This is a genomic window from uncultured Adlercreutzia sp. (assembly GCA_910585575.1).
GTDB lineage: Bacteria > Actinomycetota > Coriobacteriia > Coriobacteriales > Eggerthellaceae > Adlercreutzia.
This window is the reverse complement of sequence record CAJUFS010000032.1, coordinates 8,149-26,838: the sequence shown is the minus strand read 5'-3', so window position 1 is coordinate 26,838 and position 18,690 is coordinate 8,149. Positions and strand designations below refer to the sequence as shown.

Genomic DNA, 18,690 nt, shown 5'->3' with positions numbered 1-18,690 from the left:
AGGCACACGTTCTGGAATCGCTTGTCCTCGTTCTCACGCGGCTGCACCATGGCCAGGCGACCGTCGCGCACAGTGCAATCCAGCATGCAGTTGCACAGGCAATGCTCGTTGTGGTAAGTGAACCCATGCGTCTCGTTCTCCCCGGGATCGGCCTGGGCGTCTTGGCTGGCAGCCACGGCGGTCAGGCTGGCGCCCGCAAAACCAGCCACACCCAAAGCCCCGGCGGCTCGCAAGAAACCGCGACGGGAAAGCGTGGTACCCTCAAGTCTTTGCTCCATGGTTTCCTCCTGCTCTCTCATGTTTGCGTCCCCCGTCCCCAAGGAGGACTGTTCATGAGTGCAGTGTATGAAGCGCACCGTTCGAAGGCACTAACCACTTTTTTCCGCAAGGTGCTTATGCCGCACTTTTTCGAATGTGGGCATCTACGTGTTCCAGAAAATGACGGCGCAGGAGGTAATATAAAAAGCAAGAGGCGCGTCCAGCGCGAGGCGCCAATCCGAGCCTGTCAGGAGGGGAAACCGTGAGAACCGTGGAGAAGAAGGCCGACCTTCGCGTGTTGCGCACGAGGGCCGCGTTGCACGAGGCATTCAATGAGTTGATGGAGGAAACCACGCTCGACCGCATCACCGTGAAGACCCTGACCGAGCGCGCGGGCATCAATCGCAAGACGTTCTACCTGCACTTCGAGACCATCGAGGCGTTCTACGACAGCATCATGAACGGCATCATGGACGACTTTTTCGAGAACCACGAGACCACCGCCGATGACCCCTATGACATCGACGGGCACGCTCGGCGCTTCTTTCTGTTTCTGGCGTCCCAGCCCTCCATTGTGGAGCGGCTCATCTGCGCGCCGGGCTTGTATGACTTTGGCGAGCGTATCTACCGCACCCAGATGAACCGCTACAAATCCGTGGGCAATCCCTTCGACTGGATGCCATCCGATCAGGAAGAGCTGGTGAAGAGCTTCATCCGCAATACCGCCCTGGACTTCTACCGCCAATGGGTACGCGAGGGCAAGACGGTTCCTGAAAGTACTGCGGCCCAGCTGCTAAGCGACCTCACGTGCCACGGCGTAGAGCACCTCATGCGCTAGCGGGCCGCTCCGAAGAATGGCCCGAAGCTTCTGCGGTCGATAGAGCCGAGAGGTGAAGCCCCTTTAGTCCTCGTAGTGCTCCACAGCCTCTACCAAGTGGTCGATGATGCCGATGGACTGGGGGCACATGGCCTCACAGGCGCCGCACTGAATGCACTGGGAGGCGCGGCCGCCCGTGGCCTGCCAGCTGTACTGGTTCTTCACGAAAGCGCGGTCCAGATCGGAAGAGCACACGTCTGAACTCCAGTCACAGCGCGGTCCTCGGTGGTGCGCTCCAAGTTCAGCATGCCCATAATTTCCGGAATCTTCACGCCCTCGGGGCAGTCCTTCACGCAGTACCCGCAGTTGGTGCAGGGGATGAGGTCCACCGAGCGCAGGGCAGCGATGGCGCCGTCGATGGCCTCGCGTTCGGCAGCGGTGAAGGGTTTGTGGGTCTGGAAGGTGCGCATGTTGTCCTGCATCTGCTCGAGTGTGGAGGCCCCGGCCAGCACGGTCAGCACGTTCGGCTGCTCGAGACAGAAGCGATAGGCCCAAGAAGCCTGGCTGGCCTCGGGGTTTGCGGCACGAAGCACCTCGGCACCGCGCTCGGGCAGATTCGCCAAGCGGCCGCCGCGCACGGGCTCCATGATGATGGCGGGGACGCCGTGCTTGGCCGCCGCTTCTAGCAGACGCCGGGACTGCACCACGGGATCGTCCCAATCCAAGTAATTCACCTGCACCTGCGCGAAGTCCATCTCGGGGTGGGCCGTCAGAATCTCGTCGAGCGCATCGGCGCCGTCGTGGATAGAGAAGCCCGCGTAGCGAATGAGCCCGTCGGCCTTGGCCTTCGCCACGAAGTTCCACATGTCGTACTCATCGAACTTGGCTGTGCGGGGGCCGCCCACGTTGTGCAGCAGGTAGTAGTCGATGTAGTCGACGCCCAGACGCTCCAGCGAAGTGGGCAGGCAGGCCTGCGCCTCTTCCTTGCTGGGGCAGGCCCAGGCCAGGCACTTGGTGGCCACGGTGAAGGCCTCACGCGGGTAGCGCTCCACCAGCGCCTGGCGCAGCGCGCCTTCCGAGTGGCCGTTGTGGTACACGAAGGCGGTATCCACATAGGTGCCGCCCTGGGCGATGAACTCATCGATCATGGCTTTGACCTGCTCGATGTCGATAGCCGTTACGTCATCGGGGTCGGTCAGGGGAAGGCGCATGGCACCGAAGCCAAGCTTGCCGACGCCCTCGAACGGTGCAGTCATGGAGTCTCCTCTCAGTAGTCTCTGATCATGATAGTAATAATTAGAGCCAACTCCAAGTCAAGAAGACTTTTGACAGAACGACAGGCGGCCCCTTCCGAAGAAGGGGCCGCCTGTCCCCGGAAGGACAAAGCGCCGAATATCCAGCACTTCCATCAACCATAAAGGACCGTCGCCCAAACCGCGATCGGCGCAAAGCACCGCGCTATACGCGACGCGGCGCAGCGGCGTCCCGCTATTCAGGGCCCCTTAGGCAGCCAGCTGCTGCAGATGCTGCTCGGACTGCTCGCCCACCAGGGTCTTTTTCACCGCGCCATCCTCAAAGAGCAAGAAGGTGGGCACGCCATTGGAGGCGTACTTCTGGGCCAGCTGAGGGCACTTGTCGATATCCACTTGATAGACGGGCACCTCGCCCTCGAGGCGATCGGCCACCAAGCCGATAACCGGCATCATGCGCTGGCAATGGGGACACCACGTGGCGAAGAACTCCACCAGCACTTTGCCCGGCGCGTCGATAACTTTCTGGGAAAAGTCGCTTTCACTTAATTGCTCAATCATGGCACATCCTTTCTTTTGAAGTGCACGTACCATGGCCATTGTGCGCCCAACCGGACGACATCCCTGGCCACCAGGCCATTCGTCAAAACACCGAGAGCAAGTGTTTCCCCAACCGTTGCCAGCCGGATCTGCAGCCGCAAAAGAACGATTTTGCGGCCGTCATCCGTCCGCTCGATGGAAAACGGCCGCCAATTGACCAGAAGCGACCCACAGACAAGGTGACAGCCCCGCAAGTGGAAACGCCTGCTATGCTGAAGCTAGCAACTCGCCGCCCGATCCCCTTGGCGCCGAGGCTGGCGCTGCGCCGCCCTTTAGTCTTCTTGGGTACCGAGGCTGGCGCCGCCCCTTCCCTGCGGGCTTCCTTGGCGCCGACGATACCCTACCGGCTGAAGGGCAGACGGCAACGTTTTACCTTAGGAGCATCATGAACCGCGCACACCTCACAACCGACGGCAAAATGCCGCTGCGCCAACAAGCGCAGGCGCTGCGCGAAAGCCTCGATCCCGCAACCCGCAAAACCGCCGACCACGCCATGGCCCAGGCCGTCATGGAGAGCAGCCTCTTCTCTCGCGCCCCACTGATCCTCGCCTACTGCTCCTTCGGAAGCGAAGTGGAAACCCATACCCTCATCGAAGAGGCGCTGCGCCAGGATAAGGAGGTGGCCCTTCCTCGCTGCCTGCCGGGTACCGGCCTCATGACCTGGCATCTCATCACCTCCCTGTCCGACCTCGCCCCTGGCTATGGAGGCATCCTGGAGCCGCCGAACAACCCCGCAACGCTCATCGATCCCCGGACGGCCGACTCACGTGCACTGGCGCTCGTGCCTGGACTGCTGTTCGACGATGCCGGCTACCGTCTTGGTTATGGCGGCGGTTATTACGATCGCTTCCTCGCTTCCTTCCCGGGCACAAGCCTGGGATTGACTCGCACCGCTCAGCGTGTTTCCGACTTGCGTGCTCTGGGCGCTGTTGAGTCCTTCGATCAGCCCGTCCATTGGGTTGCGGACGAAACGGGGCTACGCTCGGGCAGTGCAGCGCCAACAATCTTGTGACACTTCCCCGACCAACGCCGCAACGGCACCTTACTCGGTGCACCATGGAACCATTGCCTACCTGCCTGGTCATGCAAAGGAAGATGATCCCATGAGCCTGCTTGCCGCCTACGCCGTCCCCCATCCGCCCCTCATTGTGCCCGCGGTGGGCCGCGGCCAAGAAGCCGCCATCGCCGACACTATCGCCGCCTATCAGGAAGTGGCCCGACGCGTCGCCGCCCATCAACCGCAGGTCATCGTCATCACCTCTCCGCACGCACCGCTCTACCGCGACGGCTTCTTCATTGCCGACACCCCCGAGGAGCACGGCTCGATGGCCGCCTTCGGCCAACCCCAGGAGCGCATCACGGTGCGCACCGATCGGCCCTTCGCCGACGCCGTCGCCGCGCGTTTGCGCCATCGCTCCATTCCCAGCGCCGGCGCGCCCCAGGGCATGGAGGAGCTCGATCATGCCACCTTTGTCCCCCTGCATTTCTTGGCCCAGACCGTGGACCTGACCGCCGTGCCCGTGGTGCGCATTGGCCTCTCAGGCCTGAGCGACGCCGACCACCGCTTCCTCGGCCAGGCCATTGCCCAGGCGGCTGATGCCCTGGACACGCGCTGCGTGCTTATCGCCAGCGGCGATCTTTCCCACAAGCTCAAGGCTGACGGCCCCTACGGCTTCGCGCCCGAGGGTCCGCAATTCGATCAGGCCATTGCCGACATCTTCCGCCAAGGACGCCTCCAAGAGCTGTTCAATCTGAACGAAGAGCTGTGCGACGGCGCCGCCGAGTGCGGTCTGCGCTCCTTCGAGATCATGGCCGGCGCCCTGGAGGGGCTGCCCTATACCGCCGAGCTGCTGAGCTACGAAGGCCCCTTCGGCGTGGGCTACGGCGTGGCGGCCTTCGAGGTGGAGAAGGCCCCTACCAGCACCGAAGCCGAAGCTGCTACAGAAATACGGGAAGAGGAAGAGCACGGCCGCGACATTGACCCCCTCGTGGCGCTGGCCCGCGCCAGCGTCGAGTCCATCGTACGCGACGGTCGCGTGCTGCCAGTTCCCGCTAACCTGCCGCCCGAGCTGACCCACCGCCGCGCCGGCGCCTTCGTGAGCCTGCATGAGTTCGGCAACTTGCGCGGCTGCATCGGCACCATTGCCCCCACCCGTGCCTCCCTGGCCGAGGAAATCATCATGAACGGCGTAGCGGCCGCTACTCAAGACCCGCGTTTCCCCGCCGTGCGCCCCGATGAGCTGGACCACCTGTCCTATTCGGTGGATGTGCTGGGCGAACCCGAGCCCGTCGATTCGCTGGAGCAGCTGGATCCGAAGCGCTATGGCGTCATCGTAAGCCATGGCTTTAAACGTGGGCTTTTGCTGCCCGATCTGGAGGGCGTCGACACGGTCATGGACCAGATTGCCATTGCCAAACAGAAAGCCGGCATGCGTCCGAACGAGAACGCCAAGCTGGAACGCTTCGAAGTGGTGCGCCACACCGCTGGAGGCGAGCCGCGCCATGAATGAGCATCCGATAGTCGGCATGCCCTCCATTGACGGTCGCGTCACCTGTCCCGTCTGCCCGCACGCCTGCACGCTCGCCGAAGGGCAATGGGGGCTCTGCCGCGGACGCCGCGCCCTGGACGGTCGCGTCGTGGACGACAACTACGGACGCCTGACGTCGCTGGCCCTCGACCCCATTGAGAAAAAGCCGCTGGCACAGTTTCATCCGGGAGCCTTGGTGCTGTCCGTGGGCTCCTACGGCTGCAACCTTCGCTGCCCGTTCTGTCAGAACGCCTCCATCGCCTGCGCCGGGCCAAAGGACGTGCCCTGGAAAGAAGTGCAGCCCACCGAACTGGTAGAGCTGGCCGAATCCGCGCGCGACCAGGGCAATATCGGCGTTGCCTTCACCTACAACGAGCCCCTTATCGGCTACGAGTTCGTACGCGATACGGGATACTTGGCCCATCAGCGCGGCCTGGTGAACATCCTGGTGTCCAATGGCTTCGTGAACCCTGAGCCCTTGGCCGAGCTGCTACCCCTTATCGATGCGGCCAACATCGACCTCAAGGGATTCACCCCGGAGTTCTACGACTTCGTCGGCGGCAACCTGGAAACGGTCAAGCACACCATTGCCACCCTGGCCGCCGCGCCTACCTGTCATCTGGAAGTCACCACCCTTGTCATACCCGGCAAAAACGACAGCGAGCAGGAAATTGCCGCAGCCGCTCAGTGGCTCGCCTCGCTGGATCCGACCATCCCCTATCACCTGACGCGCTTCTTCCCCTGTCACCGCCTGACCGACCGCCCCGCCACCCCCGTGGCCGACGTCCATCGCTTGGCAAACGTCGCGCGACGCTATTTGGAAAACATTTACACCGGCAACTGCTAGCAACCAGTGGCGGAAAGGCTGCTGAAGGGCTAGCCAAAAGCCCGAAGCCACCCTGTCAAAACACCGTCGAGCAAATCGTCGCCGAGCATTTTTGTCCTGAAAACAACGCTTTAGCAGGATTTCGCTTGCCGATCTGCTTATCGATCAAAACTCACCTGGGAAAACTCCGCGTGCCCATCTCAGAGTGTGCCGAAAGGTACGGTTTCGCATGCTAAACCGTACATTTCAGACCAAAATCTGTGAGCGAAGATGGAGATCGGGCGTACACTAGGGACTTGGCGCAACCGCGCACCCTGCCGTCCGTCCAAACCGGGAGTCCCTATGGATGTCTTCGCCAAAGCTCGCGAGAAGTTTCCTCTTCCCCAGGAAGAGGAAGAACGCCTGACGCAAGTTCTAGTCGGATCGGTGCTCGCAACCACGGTGGCTGCCATCATCTGCACCATCGTGCTGTGCTGCCTGCGCGGCGAAGGTCTGTGGCAGGCCGTCACCAACGGCTGGGCCGCGGCGTGGGCCGACGGACTTGCCGTTGGATGGCCAGGGTCCATGGCCTGCGCCATCGTGCTTGCCGCGCTCATGTTCGGTATTGATCGCGCGGCCGAGGGGCTGGCTTGGCGTACCGCAAAGGGCCGCGAAGAGGTGCTCGAGGTGCGCCGCGGCCTGAGCGGTGAGATAGCGCGCCTACCTCTGGGAAAAATTGCGCCCCTTATGCTGGGCGTGGGTTGCGCCGAAGAAGTGGGCTTTCGCTTCGCCGTCATTGGCGTAGTGATGGTGGTGGCCGAGCCCGTTCTGGGCTTCGCGGGTGCGGCGATCGTCGCCGTCATTGCCTCGACGGTGGTATTCACCCTCATGCACACCCAGTACCACTGCCTCTATGCCAACCTGGTGGTAACAACTATCGGTCTTCTCCTTGGTACGTTTTACGTGCTGACGGGCATGCTGGCCGCCGTGGCCCTGGCCCACGCCCTCTACGATTTCGGGATTACGGCTTTCGAGGCCCGTCGCATGGTGCGCGATCCCGACTATTTCCAAGGCGAAGCGCCCGTTAACGCCGTGAAAGACGAGATCGATCGCCAGCTCAAAGAGCGCGAAAACGGGCAGGGCTAGAGCGGTACCACCTTCAGCGCGATGCCAGAAGATCCACGACAGCAGCCAGCTTGGCCTCGTTGGTCGCAGCCATAATCGCGTCCCGGGCTCTTCCCGCATCGCATTTGTCGCACAAGGCGTATCACGAACGCGATACGTTAAACTAAAAGCATAAGGCAGCGAGCAGAAAGGAACCGGCCCATGATCACTACCACGACTCCCACTATTGAAGGTTACCGCGTTACCGGGTACTACGGCATTGTGTTCGGCGAGGTCATCACTGGCATCAACTTCCTGCGCGACTTCGGTGCCGGCATTCGCAACATTGTGGGTGGCCGCTCGGAAGGCTACGAGGAGGAGCTCCTGCAGGCCCGCACCCAGGCCATCGCCGAAATGGAGCAGCGCGCCGCGGCCCTGGGCGCCCACGCCATCATCGGAGTAGACGTGGATTACGAAGTGCTCGGCCAGGGCAACATGCTCATGGTAAGCGCCTCCGGCACCGCCGTCACGGTAGAGAAGGCGTAGACACCGCTCCAGCAACAAGCGGCCTCAACCCCAAAACGCAGAGAAGGGGGCTCCAGCGGCAAGCGGGAGCCCCCTTCTCGTCTTCTCGGCCTGCGCGCGCCCGCGCCGCCGTGGCTGCTACTGAGCAAGCGCCTTGTCGTAGAAGACTGCGATGGCATCCCAGGGGATAATGTCCATCTGATCATACAGGTCGGTATGATTGGCACCAGGGACGATCACAAGCTCCTTGTTGGCCGGGGCAATCCCAGCCTTCAGCGCATCGTAGGTTGTCTCGCTAAAGTAGCGCGAATGGGCCCTCTCGCCGTGAACGAGCAGAACCGGCGCCTCGATTTCACCAGCATAGGCGCACAACGGCATGTTGATAAAGGTCTGGCAGCCCGTCACATTCCACCCGTCATTGGAGTTCAGAGAGCGCGCATGGTAACCGCGCGGCGTTTTATAGTAAGCGTAGTAATCTTTCACAAACTGCGGCGCATCCTCCGGCAGCGGATCTACCACACCGCCCCCGCGCACATAATCGCCCGCCGCATAGTCAGCCGTGCGTTGAGCCGCCAGAGCGGAGCGGTTCTTGTTGCGAGCCGCAGGGCTATCATCGGCATCGAAGTAACCGTTGGCGTTCACGCGGCTCATGTTGTACATCGTGGAAGCCACGGTCGCCCTGATGCGCAGGTCGCAAGACGCGGCGTTCACCGCCAAGCCACCCCAGCCGCAGATGCCCAGGATGCCGATGCGCTCGGCATCCACGTCGTCGCGGCAGCTCAGAAAGTCCACCGCCGCCATAAAATCCTCGGTGTTGATATCTGGCGAAGCCACGTAGCGCGGGCTTCCGCCGGACTCGCCGGTAAAGGAAGGGTCGAGCGCAACGGTGAGGAAGCCGCGCTCGGCCAGCGTCTGGGCGTACAGGCCCGAGCTCTGCTCCTTCACCGCGCCGAAGGGGCCGGACACGGCAATGGCGGCTAGCGGGCCTTCCGCACCCTTGGGCTTGTACAGGTCGGCGGCAAGCTCGATGCCGTAGCGATTGCGGAAGGTCACCTTCTCATGGTCGACCTTGTCGCTTTGGGGAAACACCTTGTCCCAGATGGGGGTCGTTTCAAGCTGAGCCATAAATGCAAGTCCTTTCGCTACAGGAAAGGCGGCCCGAAGGCCGCCTTTGGAGGGGAGGGGGTATAGTTCCATTATCGAGAGCATAGAAAGAAAGCTCCAATACCGCTTTTCTATAGTTCTTCATGCCTTTGGGGCATGAGTAAGAAAAGCACTTCCGTGTCAGCAGGTTGCCCAACACTCCCCCTACGGCAATCGGTATCGACAAGGCACCTTCCTCGGTGGTAAACTTCTATGTAAAGTTTTTTACATAGAAGTTTAAAGGGGTAGAGGCATGGAGTTCCGTATTCAAGAGGATATCGCGCTCGTCCTTGAGCTTCTCGCCCTGAGCAAAAGTGGCCTCGCTCGCCAACTGGGCATTTCTCGGCCCACACTCGACCATTGGATGAGCGAGAACGCCAACCCCCGGCAGGCAGCGCTCGACGCATTCTACGGATACGCGTTTTCCCATGACGTTCCCCTCAACGAGATCAAGGCGCAGCTTTACAAGGAAGAACTCGAAAGAACCGGGGCAACCGTCCTCTTCCATGGGTCGAAATCGGGGATCCAGGGGCCTCTCAGTCTGACGGCATCGCGCCCCAACAACGATTTTGGCCAAGGTTTCTACTGCGGCGAAAGTCTCGAGCAGTCTGCGCTCTTCGTCACTCATTTCCCCAACTCGTCGCTCTTCATGGTTGCCTTCGACCCGACGGGGCTGAGCAAAGAGGAGTTCAACGTTGACCGTGATTGGATGCTCGCCGTGGCAAGCTACCGGGGGCGCCTGCGCGAGTACCTCGAGCATCCCCTCGTCCAGGACGTGCGATCGCGGGTCGAAAAGGCCGACTACCTTATCGCCCCTATTGCCGACAACCGCATGTACGAAACTATAGACCTGTTCATAGACGGCGAGATCACCGACCTTCAGTGCCAGCACAGCCTTTCCGCCACTAATCTGGGGAAACAGTACGTGTTCGCCACCCAGCGCTCTCTCGATCATCTGCGCATCCTTGAGCAGTGCTTCCTTTCCACGGCAGAGCGCAAGCATTACGAGCAGGTTCGACAGCATGGCACCGCAGCGGGGCTCGCGAAGGCCAAGGTGGCTCGCCGGCAATACCGAAATCAAGGCCTTTACATTGAGGAGCTTCTATCATGAGGGAAATCGACCACGATGGGCTCATGCTCTGCAACATACAGGGAGAAATGTTCCGAAAATCCGCCGAACGAGCCTCTTGCAGCTCCCCCATCTTCATTCGGCGATTCATGAATTCGAACGTGGCAAAGCGCATGGACGCGACAAGCTTTCTTGCCGAATCAAGCTCGCCCGAATCCCTCTTCCGGGAACTTGAGGAGGAATACGGCGAAAGTACATACGGAACAGTGAAATACCCTCCTGACGTTCTCTTCTGGATGGGCTACCTTTATCGTTACTGGGCCTACACCCGCAATCAGTCTTCACCGGCAATCTACCGCGTCATCGGAGCACGGGAGCTGTCGAAGCTCTTCGCCGCCTACCACACGCTTGACCCTGGGCAAGCTATCGAGCGAATTATGGAGGCGCAAGGTATTGAGGCAGACCGAAGCGTCCTCAGCGTCGGAGTCGAAGCCCTGCGCCGTATCCGCGAAAAGAGTCATTTCGAATATTGCGTTGTCACCCTCAAAGAGCATAACGGTGAAGAGGCGAGCGGAAGCCCCTCCGCCCAGATTCGGACGGAGAGGTCATCCAGCAAGAACAACTAAGAGGCATCGACCTCCACCAACTCGTGGTCCTCGATACCGTAGGGGCGCAGGCGGTCGAGCGCCTGCAGGGCGTCGGCCACTTCCGCGAGGGCGCGAGCCTCGGCGCTGCCCGGCAGACCGCAGGACACGCAGCGGCAATGTGCTACGCGGCGCCCTCAAATGGCTGCGAAAGCGCGAATTTGGAACACAAGGGCGCTAATGCGACCCTTTTCGCGAACCGCCTAGACTAATAACGCCTGATGGCGATTCGTTGCATCTAACTTCTTTGCGTAAATCGGTTCCAAAATCGATGTTTTCCAGTCATTCCATGCGTCTCGAGTACCGATTCGCCCCCGAGGGTTCCAAAACCGTCAAATTGCAGCCAGCCCATCGAAGCGTCGGGGCATCGAGGCACCAGCTAGCTCCACACGCCTAACCCAGCGGCTGCACGGCCTCGGTGATCAGGGCGAAGTTGTCCGCATGATCGAGATAGGTAGTCAGATCGGCGGTGTTGCGGCTCTCGACCCCGTCGAAGCGCGTGATGGCGCCCAGCCCGAAGCCGATGGACTCGCATCCGTTGCGCTCCAGCACGGTGAAGCAATCCTCCTCGCCGGGCCGCGCAAACGCGCCCGGGGCATACTCCACGAAACCCTGGCTCTCCAGCGCCTCCGCCATAGCTGCCCGCTGGCGCTCTGCCTCTGCTGGTTCGGCCTTGCGCGCACCCTCCACGGGCACCAAGCGCACGTGAGCCACATTTTCGCCAGCCGCCGCCAAGGCACTGCGGCGCTGCTGGGTAACCGCATCGGCCTCGCGCACCGGCTCGTAGCCGTAGGCCAGCACCACCCCAAGCGAGCGACTCGCATAAGCGTGCAGGAAGTGGTCGCACACCAGCGGATAATCCGCCAAGTTGTCCACGCTATTGAGTTCGGTGAAGTTGGCGGAGTTGAGCGAGAACATCTCGAAATCGAAGCGGTTGATACCTGCCCGGCGGAAGAACGGGAAGGTGGCGCCGCTGATGTTAGCAATGGAGGACTCCATGGTCACCGCCACGTCCTCGGCCAGCGGCAGCGACTCCCGCAGGGCGCGCATGATGTCGGCAATGCCGCGGCCCGCATTGGAGGCCACCCCGCCGCCCAGACGCACCGCCCGTACCACGCAGTCATCGAACTGGCCGGCGTTCGCGCGAATTTCCCGAACCACGGCCTCGCTGTAGCGGGCTGCCCGCGCACTGTCCCACCCGAGCAGCATGCCCTCGCGCGCCAGCGTGTCGTCGTTCACGCACAGGGGCACCGCGATGGTCACGATGGCGTCCTTCTGGTCGGCCATGATTCTCCTTCCGAAAGAGAGGCGGCCGCCCGAGGGCAGCCGCCGTGAACTTGAGCCGATGATACACCCATGGGAGGGAGGGGGATGCCCATCGGCCCCGGATTGTTGCTTTAGGCCAGGTCGGCGATGACGCTGTCAGCGGCGCAGAAACCAGAGGTCAGCGCGCTGCCGCAGCTGTTGCCCGCCGTCGGCGTGGCGTACTGGATGCCGTAGCGCTGACCGCAGTTGTTGCCCGCGGCGTACAGGCCGGCAATGGGCTGCTTGGCGCCGGTCAGCACACGGTAACCGCCGTCGGTGCACACGGCCGCATGCTGGCACAGACCGCCGGAGGGGTTGCCGCCCGTGGTGCCGAAGCTGGCGAAGAAGGGAGCCTTCTTGATGGGGAACAGGCTCTGCGGATCGCAGCCCCAATCATCGTCGTGACCCTTGTCGCACAGCTCGTTGTAGCGCTCCACCTCGGCCAGGAAGTTCGTCTTGGCCTCGCCGGTGTAGCCGATGATGTCGGCCAGCTCGTCGAGAGTCTCGGCGGCGTACACCTTGGAGTACTCCTTGCCGAAGCGCGAGAAGGCGCGCACGTCGAAGCCATCGGGGCCCGTGGTGTAGGCGTCCATGTTGCCGCGCACCTCTTCCACCATGTAGTCGGAAGAGCGGTCCATGGTCTCATGACCGAAGCCCTGGTAGCTCAAGTACGTCTCCCAGTTGGCGTCCGTCACGTTGGCCATGAGGAAGCCCTCGGGCAGCATGTCCAGGTAGCCGTTGGAGCCGTGCTTCACCACGTTCTCGTTCATGAAGCGCTTGCCGTCGTTGCCGAAGCAGGGCCAGTTGCCGCCGAAGGCGAAGCCGGGCACGCCGTTGATGCCAGCGGCCTGGCCGGCACGGGGGCCGCCCTCCATGGTAGCGCCGGCCCACAGGCACATCTTGATGCCGGAGCCGTCGCGGCCCATGCCGCCGATGGTGGCCACGTCGGTACGATCCAGACCGTAGGACCAGGCCAAGTTGCGCATCTGATCGGACAGGTCAAGACGCATGTCGGGGTTGCCGCCGAAGTCGCCGGCGCACATGACAACCGCCTTGGCGTCGATCTGATGGTAGGCGCCGTCCACGTCCTGGAAGATGGCGCCCGTCACGGCGTCGCCGTCCTTCACCAGGACGATGCCCTGGTAACCCCAGCGAATCTGGCCACCGGCCTGCTCGAAGGAGCTATGCACCGAGCGGATGACGAAGGGCCACATGTTGATGTTGGTCTCCTCGTCACGCCACTGGGTCATGGCCGGCCAGGACATCTGGCCGCAGCAGTTGCCGTTGAAGTTCTTGTTGCCCTTGTAGTTGGACGTCTTGGCGTACTTCTCAATGTACTCGGCGGGAATGTAGCCGCACATCCAGTCGAGCATCTCGCCGGAGCGCGTAGCGTAGTCGCGCACCAGCTGCTGATGGGCATGGCCGCGAGACAGGCGCATGTACTCGTTGAACACGTCCATGGTGTCGATCTCCGGGGTACCCTTGTCCAGGAACAGCTTGGAGTTGTAGCAGGCCATGTCGCAAGCGTACTCGTCGTACTCGTCATAGGTCTGCATCTCGGCCAGAATGACGTTCTTGCCAGCCTCCTGGCAGCGCAGGGCCGCCACGGTGCCGGCATTGCCCGCACCCACCACCAGCACGTCGCAGCTCTCGGTGTCGGCCACATCGCTGATCTGCGGGGCCTCGCCGAGCCACGCCGGCACGTTCTGCATGAAGTCCTCGGGGGTGATGCCCAGAGGATCGCAGCCGCCGCCGGCGGACAGCACGCCGTCGCCCTTGGAGATGATGTACTCCTCGGGGGTGGCAGCGGCCACCTTGGCAGCATCCTCGCCACGATTGAACGTGGACAGCTGGCTCATCACGTCGTAGCTCTTGGCCGAGGCGGTCTCGCCCGTGGCGGCCATGGGCTCGCCAGCGGCATCGGCAGCGCCCTGCGGAGCGCAGCCGGCCAAAGCGCCCAGGGCGGCGATGGACATCGTGCCCGCTGCGGCGCCCTTCAGAAAGTCGCGACGCGAATAACCCTGTTTCTTGTTCTCCTTCATACCCTCTCCCTTTCAAGCTCTGAAGGTCTCTTGCTCCCGCTCCCCCTGCGTTTCCAACAACGCTGCCGGCGTTGCACGAATGCGCGGTCCTCGGAGTCGTGTTGCAAATTTCTCGAGGCAAGCGGATTACGGTTGGCTAGAATAGAGAGGTCGGAGGTTCTTGCCCATCGCTGAAAGAGATGATTTGAGCGAAAAGCGGCTTTCACCTGCGACAACGTTTATCACTGAAACTGGTGATTTGCGGCAATGACCAGGTATTACTCGCATCCTTGGGAGGGGCTATGAGCGAGGGAGAAACACAGGTGCCCCAGGCGCCCCAAGGGGGCGTGCGCCTGGTTCCATTCAGCTGGGGCGCGGGAATTTTATTCGGCGCATTCCTCTGCGCCATTCGCTTTATCCGCTTCGACACGGCTTCGCAACAGGAAGCGCTCTTCGCCGTGCTGCTTTCCATTGCCGTTGGCGGCGTCATCACCGCCGCTGCCTTGTTGGGATTCTCGCTTTTTTCTCAGAACGCCAAACGCCACAACCGCATCGTCATTGCTGTAGGGGTTTGCCTTTGCTTTGCGGGACTTGTCGGTCTTGCCTCGTTGTACGGCTTTGCCCCCTCCCTGCCGCTGGCGGCCCTGTGCTTGCAAAGCGCGGGATTCGGCGTCGGCGCTTTCGCCCTCGCCGTCCAGTGGGGCGCTGTGTACGGGCGTATGGAGCCAGAAAGCCTGCTACCCAACGGAGCTGCCTCTTTGGTGGTGGCAAGCTTTGTGCACGGCTTGCAAAACGCTGCCGGCCCCACCGTCGGCGGCTTGGGCATCATTGCCGCAGCCGTGGCGGCAAGCGCCGTCCTGCTCTGGGTCTCCCTGTCACAGGCATCTCTTCTTTCAGAAGAAGTCTCCCTCTCGGAAGGCGCGGCGACTTCCCGCGAACGACTCACGATGCTCAAAAGCATTGGGGGCGCCCTTTGGATGCCGGTAGTCGGCGCCTGCCTGAGCTGCTTCATCTTCGGCCTGATCTGGGACCCCATCGTCTCCGAAGAGCAGGCGAAGCAAGTGCTTCCCGGCAACCTTCTGGCCTCCATGAGCGGGCCGGTGCTTATGGCGGCGGCCGTGGCCGTGGTGGTGCTGCGCAACCGGGGCACGTCTCCCTTGCGCTTCTTCAACCAGGCGGTCTTTCCCCTGGCCGTTGCACTCCTGCTGGTCATTCCCGTCATTTCGGAAAATCTTCCCGCCTTGCAACCTGTCACCAGCGTGCTTTCCTCGGCAAGCTTCGCCGTGGTAGGGCTGAGCGTTTGGTGCAGCATGGCGAGCCTGTGCCGCACCCTGCCTGCCGCGCCCTCCTTAGTGTTCTCGGGAGCCTTTGTCCTGTTCGGCATCTGCTTCGTCGCTGGAGCTTTCGCCATTCTGGATCTGGGAACCATGGGAAGAACGCTTTGCCTGGTGCTTTTCGCCTTCTATTTGGCGCTCATTGCGCTCTATTTCGCCCGTAGCTCCAAGGAAGAGCGCGAAAACCGCACCGAGCCGCCGGCGGAAACCGATACCCGCAGCTTCATTCACCGGCGCTGCGAAGAGCTGGCCGAGGAGTACGGCATTTCGCCCCGTGAGAAGGAAGTGCTCTTTTATCTGGGGCGCGGCTACAACCATGGCTACATCGCCAAGAAGCTGTTCGTGTCGGAGAACACCGTGCGCACCCACGTGCGCCACATTTACGGGAAGCTGGGCGTCTCCTCGCGCGAAGAGCTGCTCGACCTTATCGACGAGAACGAGCTATCGTAGCACGCCGCATCCGCCCCCCAAGGACTTTTACCAGCGATTCGCAGTCAATTCTCAGCACCTCTGCCCCGCCGACATTCCAGCTCGTCGCTAGCGCTCCGCCCCTAAAGCCGCCAAGAAGCGATCCCACCCGACGCGGCCGGCTTCGTTCTGCTTGAACACGCCTGTGGCGCAAAGCACCTGGTAGAACCCTTGGCTGGCCTCATCCTTCACACCGGGCAGTTCTTGAGCCAGACGAGCGGGCAGGATGGCACGACCCATGATCTCGATCAGCCCGATGTTTTCCTTCTTGATATGGAAGAGAGACTCGTCGGGATGGAAGAGCCCGTAGGGGCGCTCGGCCGTGGTGCGGTTGTTGCGTAGTACCAGGTCCAGCACGTAGTCGTCGCCCTCGCGCCAGACGATGGGGTTCAGGGTGTTGTGAGGCGTAACGGTACCAACCCCACTGATAGTGGAAACGCAAGCGGATCCCTCGGTCGAAGAAGCGCCTCTCTCGCCCATGGCCGCAAGGCGCCCCTGGGCGTCGGTGGCGGCCCAAATCCCGCAGGCTTCATCGTTGTGCCCACGCCAAACCGTCATGATGCGTGCCGCCGCGCAGCTAAGCGCCTCCCGATCGGTGCTCCGCAGGCGCATGACCGAGGAGGGCCAGCGCACGATGGCGGCCTGGACGCCCGGGGCATCCTTCAGCATCACGATACGCTCAAGGGGCGCGTCCATCAGGGGAAAGCGGTAGCGGCCGCCCTGGAAGTGATCGTGGCTCAAAAGAGACCCACCCACAATGGGCAGATCGGCGTTGGATCCGATGAAGTACGCGGGATAGGCATCGATGAAATCGAGCAACCGATCGACTGTTGCGGGCTCGATACTCATGGGTCGATGCTCCGGCGCCGCCACAATCAGGTGCTCGGGGAAATAGCCGTAGGGTGAGTACCACCAGGCCCAGCGTTCTTCCTGCAGCGTGACAAGACCCACTGGCTCGCCGCCGCGACGCAGATGAGCCGGGGCGTCAGCCGCGGGAGGCGCCCAGCACAAATCACAAGCTTCGAGCTTTTGCCCTCGACCGCACTCCCCTCCCCGAGCCGATGAGCCACCCTCGGATGGCCCCTTCTGCCCAAGGGCGCTGTCGCCTTCTTCCACGCAAGCGCCATCACGGGCCGCCGCGGCAATGGCCCGCGGGTCCTTCTCGGGCTTCGCCAAATTGATAGTAATGTCGAGCACACCGGCCGGCGTCTCCGCCTTCCACTGCGGATTTTCGCGCCACGCTTCCGGCGGGTTTGCACCCAAGACGGGGGCGGCGTCCTTGGCGCTCATGCGCACAACCCGCGCACCGCCCACACACCCGTGCCGCCGACGGCCACCGCTTGGCAGGCCTCATAGCCCAGCAGACGATTCATGGTCGACACGAACGCATCCACCTCGCCGAGTGGCACGAAGGCCAGTACCGAGCCACCAAAACCGCCGCCGTGGATGCGCCAGGCGCCCTTCTCTTCCAGCAGGTGGGCGCACAGACTCTGAATGACCATGGCCGGCTGACGTGTCTCAGAGCCCGGATCGCGCAGCGAGACGTTCTGAAGGAACTGGGCCGACGAGGCCCCGGAAAGCCGCACGTTCTTCAGGAAGAGCGAGAAATCCCCGGCCTCCAAAGCCGCCCGCTGGGCGTTGACGCGCTCCACTTCGTCGAAGTAATGCAGCGCGCGCATGGCCCGACGGTCGCCCAGTTGCGCACGCACCGCCGCCCACTGGTCAAGCAGCGCCTCAGCCGTCGTGTCGCCCAGGCGCGTGACGCCCAGCATGTTCGCCACCATGCGCATATCTGCGGGAATGGCCGAGAACTCGTCCTGGTGCAGCGAGTGGTCGTGGCGGCTGTCGATGAGCACCGTGGCATAGCCATGGGCCGCTGCGTCCAGCTCAAGCGCCGTCACCTCGGGCGTCGAGGGGGCGAAATCGATGGTCACCACCCCACCGCAGGCGCTGGCCAGCTGATCTTGGGGGCCGCAGGGCTTGCCGAAGTAGCGCTGCTCCACCTCAACGGCGGCCAGGGCCAGAGCCACCGCGTCAAGGGGCACATCCGATCCCTGGAAGGCCAACCCCCCGGGCGCCCCCACATCGCTTCCCGCTTCGATATCGGGCGCGAGCGCGGCAGCCGTCGTCTCGTCGGCTGGCGCCACTGCCTTCGTTCCAAACAAGCCCTCTACCAAAGCCCCCATCATCACCTCGAACGCGGCTGATGAGGAGAGACCGCACCCCGGAGGCACATCGGAGGTAGTTACCGCATCGAAGCCGCGCACCGTGCCGCCGGCCCGCACAAACGCGGCGACGATGCCGCGCACCAGCGCCGCCGAGGACTCGCGCTCCACCGGGTGAGGCTCCAACCAGGAAGGGTCGTCGAGCTCAATGACATCGGTGCCGAAGCCGTCCATCACCACGCGAATGCGATTCAGGCCGTTTTCGGCCGCCAGCCCCCAGGTGCGCTCGTCAATGGCTCCAGAGATGACGCGACCGCCCTGATGATCCACATGGTTGCCGGCAATCTCCATGCGTCCGGGCGCCGAAGCGAACGCAAAGGAGGCGCGCTGGCTCTGATCGCACTCACCGGCAAAAGCCTCCTGGAACCGCTGGCTCAGCAATGCCAACTTTGCCTGCGCCTGCTCCTCAGCCGGAGAAATCGTCGCCATAGGAGTCCTCCTTGAGTTTGTTTACCCGTCGGTCATAGGTTAGCAGACCGTTGACCTCTTCCTCGACATCGGAAAGCTGGGTGTAAACAAAGCAGCTGAGACCCGCCCCCTCCAGAGCCGTCGCCGTCTCCAGCTGCGCTCGCACCGCCTCGCGCCAAGAGGGCA

The 18,690-nt window shown here is 62.5% G+C and carries 18 protein-coding genes; 9 read left to right on the top strand and 9 right to left on the bottom strand.

The window, feature by feature from the left end:
* The coding region (locus tag QZ307_RS05975) for a twin-arginine translocation signal domain-containing protein (RefSeq protein WP_295997217.1) at positions 1–278 on the bottom strand (278 nt) is incomplete at its 3' end.
* A 242-nt stretch (positions 279–520) separates the two neighbouring features.
* Here QZ307_RS05975 and QZ307_RS05970 point away from each other — a divergent pair.
* Positions 521–1,096, top strand: coding sequence for a TetR/AcrR family transcriptional regulator (locus QZ307_RS05970; RefSeq protein ID WP_295997215.1), 576 nt, complete (start codon positions 521–523; stop codon positions 1,094–1,096).
* Positions 1,097–1,159: 63 nt separating this feature from the next.
* Here QZ307_RS05970 and QZ307_RS05965 read toward each other — a convergent pair whose 3' ends face one another.
* Together QZ307_RS05965 and QZ307_RS05955 are read right to left on the bottom strand one after the other, a co-directional pair.
* Positions 1,160–1,300 carry a 4Fe-4S binding protein gene (locus tag QZ307_RS05965; RefSeq protein WP_295997212.1) on the bottom strand — a complete coding sequence of 47 codons (141 nt, stop codon included), beginning with the start codon at positions 1,298–1,300 and terminating at the stop codon, positions 1,160–1,162.
* Positions 1,301–2,577: 1,277 nt separating this feature from the next.
* Positions 2,578–2,886 carry a thioredoxin family protein gene (locus QZ307_RS05955; protein WP_295997207.1) on the bottom strand — a complete coding sequence of 103 codons (309 nt, stop codon included), beginning with the start codon at positions 2,884–2,886 and terminating at the stop codon, positions 2,578–2,580.
* Between the two features lie 424 nt (positions 2,887–3,310).
* Here QZ307_RS05955 and QZ307_RS05950 point away from each other — a divergent pair, with 424 nt between their 5' ends.
* From QZ307_RS05950 to QZ307_RS05930, 5 genes are all read left to right on the top strand, one after another.
* Positions 3,311–3,937 carry a 5-formyltetrahydrofolate cyclo-ligase gene (locus QZ307_RS05950; protein WP_295997205.1) on the top strand — a complete coding sequence of 209 codons (627 nt, stop codon included), beginning with the start codon at positions 3,311–3,313 and terminating at the stop codon, positions 3,935–3,937.
* Between the two features lie 91 nt (positions 3,938–4,028).
* The gene (gene amrA / locus QZ307_RS05945) at positions 4,029–5,435 is read left to right on the top strand and encodes an AmmeMemoRadiSam system protein A (RefSeq protein ID WP_295997202.1); all 1,407 of its coding nucleotides are present in this window, start codon (positions 4,029–4,031) and stop codon (positions 5,433–5,435) included.
* Positions 5,428–6,300, top strand: coding sequence for an AmmeMemoRadiSam system radical SAM enzyme (gene amrS, locus QZ307_RS05940; protein ID WP_295997200.1), 873 nt, complete (start codon positions 5,428–5,430; stop codon positions 6,298–6,300). The genes amrA and amrS overlap by 8 nt, the downstream gene beginning before the upstream one ends.
* Positions 6,301–6,621: 321 nt before the next feature.
* On the top strand, positions 6,622–7,404 hold the full coding sequence (locus QZ307_RS05935; protein ID WP_295997197.1) for a CPBP family glutamic-type intramembrane protease: 783 nt from the start codon (positions 6,622–6,624) through the stop codon (positions 7,402–7,404).
* A 180-nt stretch (positions 7,405–7,584) separates the two neighbouring features.
* Positions 7,585–7,908: a heavy metal-binding domain-containing protein gene (locus QZ307_RS05930; RefSeq protein ID WP_275206568.1), complete on the top strand. Its 324-nt coding sequence runs from the start codon at positions 7,585–7,587 to the stop codon at positions 7,906–7,908.
* Between the two features lie 117 nt (positions 7,909–8,025).
* Here the strand turns inward: QZ307_RS05930 and QZ307_RS05925 are convergent, their stop codons facing one another.
* On the bottom strand, positions 8,026–9,012 hold the full coding sequence (locus tag QZ307_RS05925) for an alpha/beta hydrolase (protein WP_295997191.1): 987 nt from the start codon (positions 9,010–9,012) through the stop codon (positions 8,026–8,028).
* A gap of 271 nt (positions 9,013–9,283) precedes the next feature.
* Between QZ307_RS05925 and QZ307_RS05920 the strand changes: the two genes are divergently transcribed.
* A complete protein-coding gene (locus tag QZ307_RS05920) occupies positions 9,284–10,141 on the top strand; it encodes a DUF3990 domain-containing protein (RefSeq protein WP_295997188.1) in 858 nt (285 codons plus the stop codon).
* A complete protein-coding gene (locus QZ307_RS05915; RefSeq protein WP_295997184.1) occupies positions 10,138–10,725 on the top strand; it encodes a hypothetical protein in 588 nt (195 codons plus the stop codon). The genes QZ307_RS05920 and QZ307_RS05915 overlap by 4 nt, the downstream gene beginning before the upstream one ends.
* On the opposite strand, the gene QZ307_RS05910 is transcribed toward QZ307_RS05915, so the two are convergent.
* The 3 genes from QZ307_RS05910 to QZ307_RS05900 form a co-directional block, all read right to left on the bottom strand.
* Entirely contained in the window at positions 10,722–10,853 is a 132-nt protein-coding gene (locus QZ307_RS05910) for a hypothetical protein (protein WP_295997181.1), read from the bottom strand. The genes QZ307_RS05915 and QZ307_RS05910 overlap by 4 nt on opposite strands.
* A gap of 283 nt (positions 10,854–11,136) precedes the next feature.
* Positions 11,137–12,030 carry a coproporphyrinogen III oxidase gene (locus QZ307_RS05905; RefSeq protein ID WP_295997177.1) on the bottom strand — a complete coding sequence of 298 codons (894 nt, stop codon included), beginning with the start codon at positions 12,028–12,030 and terminating at the stop codon, positions 11,137–11,139.
* Positions 12,031–12,140: 110 nt separating this feature from the next.
* Entirely contained in the window at positions 12,141–14,090 is a 1,950-nt protein-coding gene (locus QZ307_RS05900) for an FAD-binding protein (protein WP_295997174.1), read from the bottom strand.
* Positions 14,091–14,371: 281 nt separating this feature from the next.
* On the opposite strand from QZ307_RS05900, the gene QZ307_RS05895 reads away from it, so the two are divergent.
* Positions 14,372–15,853 carry a LuxR C-terminal-related transcriptional regulator gene (locus QZ307_RS05895; protein WP_295997171.1) on the top strand — a complete coding sequence of 494 codons (1,482 nt, stop codon included), beginning with the start codon at positions 14,372–14,374 and terminating at the stop codon, positions 15,851–15,853.
* 87 nt (positions 15,854–15,940) lie between these two features.
* Here the strand turns inward: QZ307_RS05895 and QZ307_RS05890 are convergent, their stop codons facing one another.
* Entirely contained in the window at positions 15,941–17,161 is a 1,221-nt protein-coding gene (locus QZ307_RS05890; RefSeq protein WP_295997168.1) for a hypothetical protein, read from the bottom strand.
* Positions 17,158–18,525, bottom strand: coding sequence for a galactokinase family protein (locus QZ307_RS05885; RefSeq protein WP_295997163.1), 1,368 nt, complete (start codon positions 18,523–18,525; stop codon positions 17,158–17,160). Before QZ307_RS05885 ends, QZ307_RS05890 begins: the two co-directional genes overlap by 4 nt.
* Between the last annotated feature and the right edge of the window lie 165 nt (positions 18,526–18,690).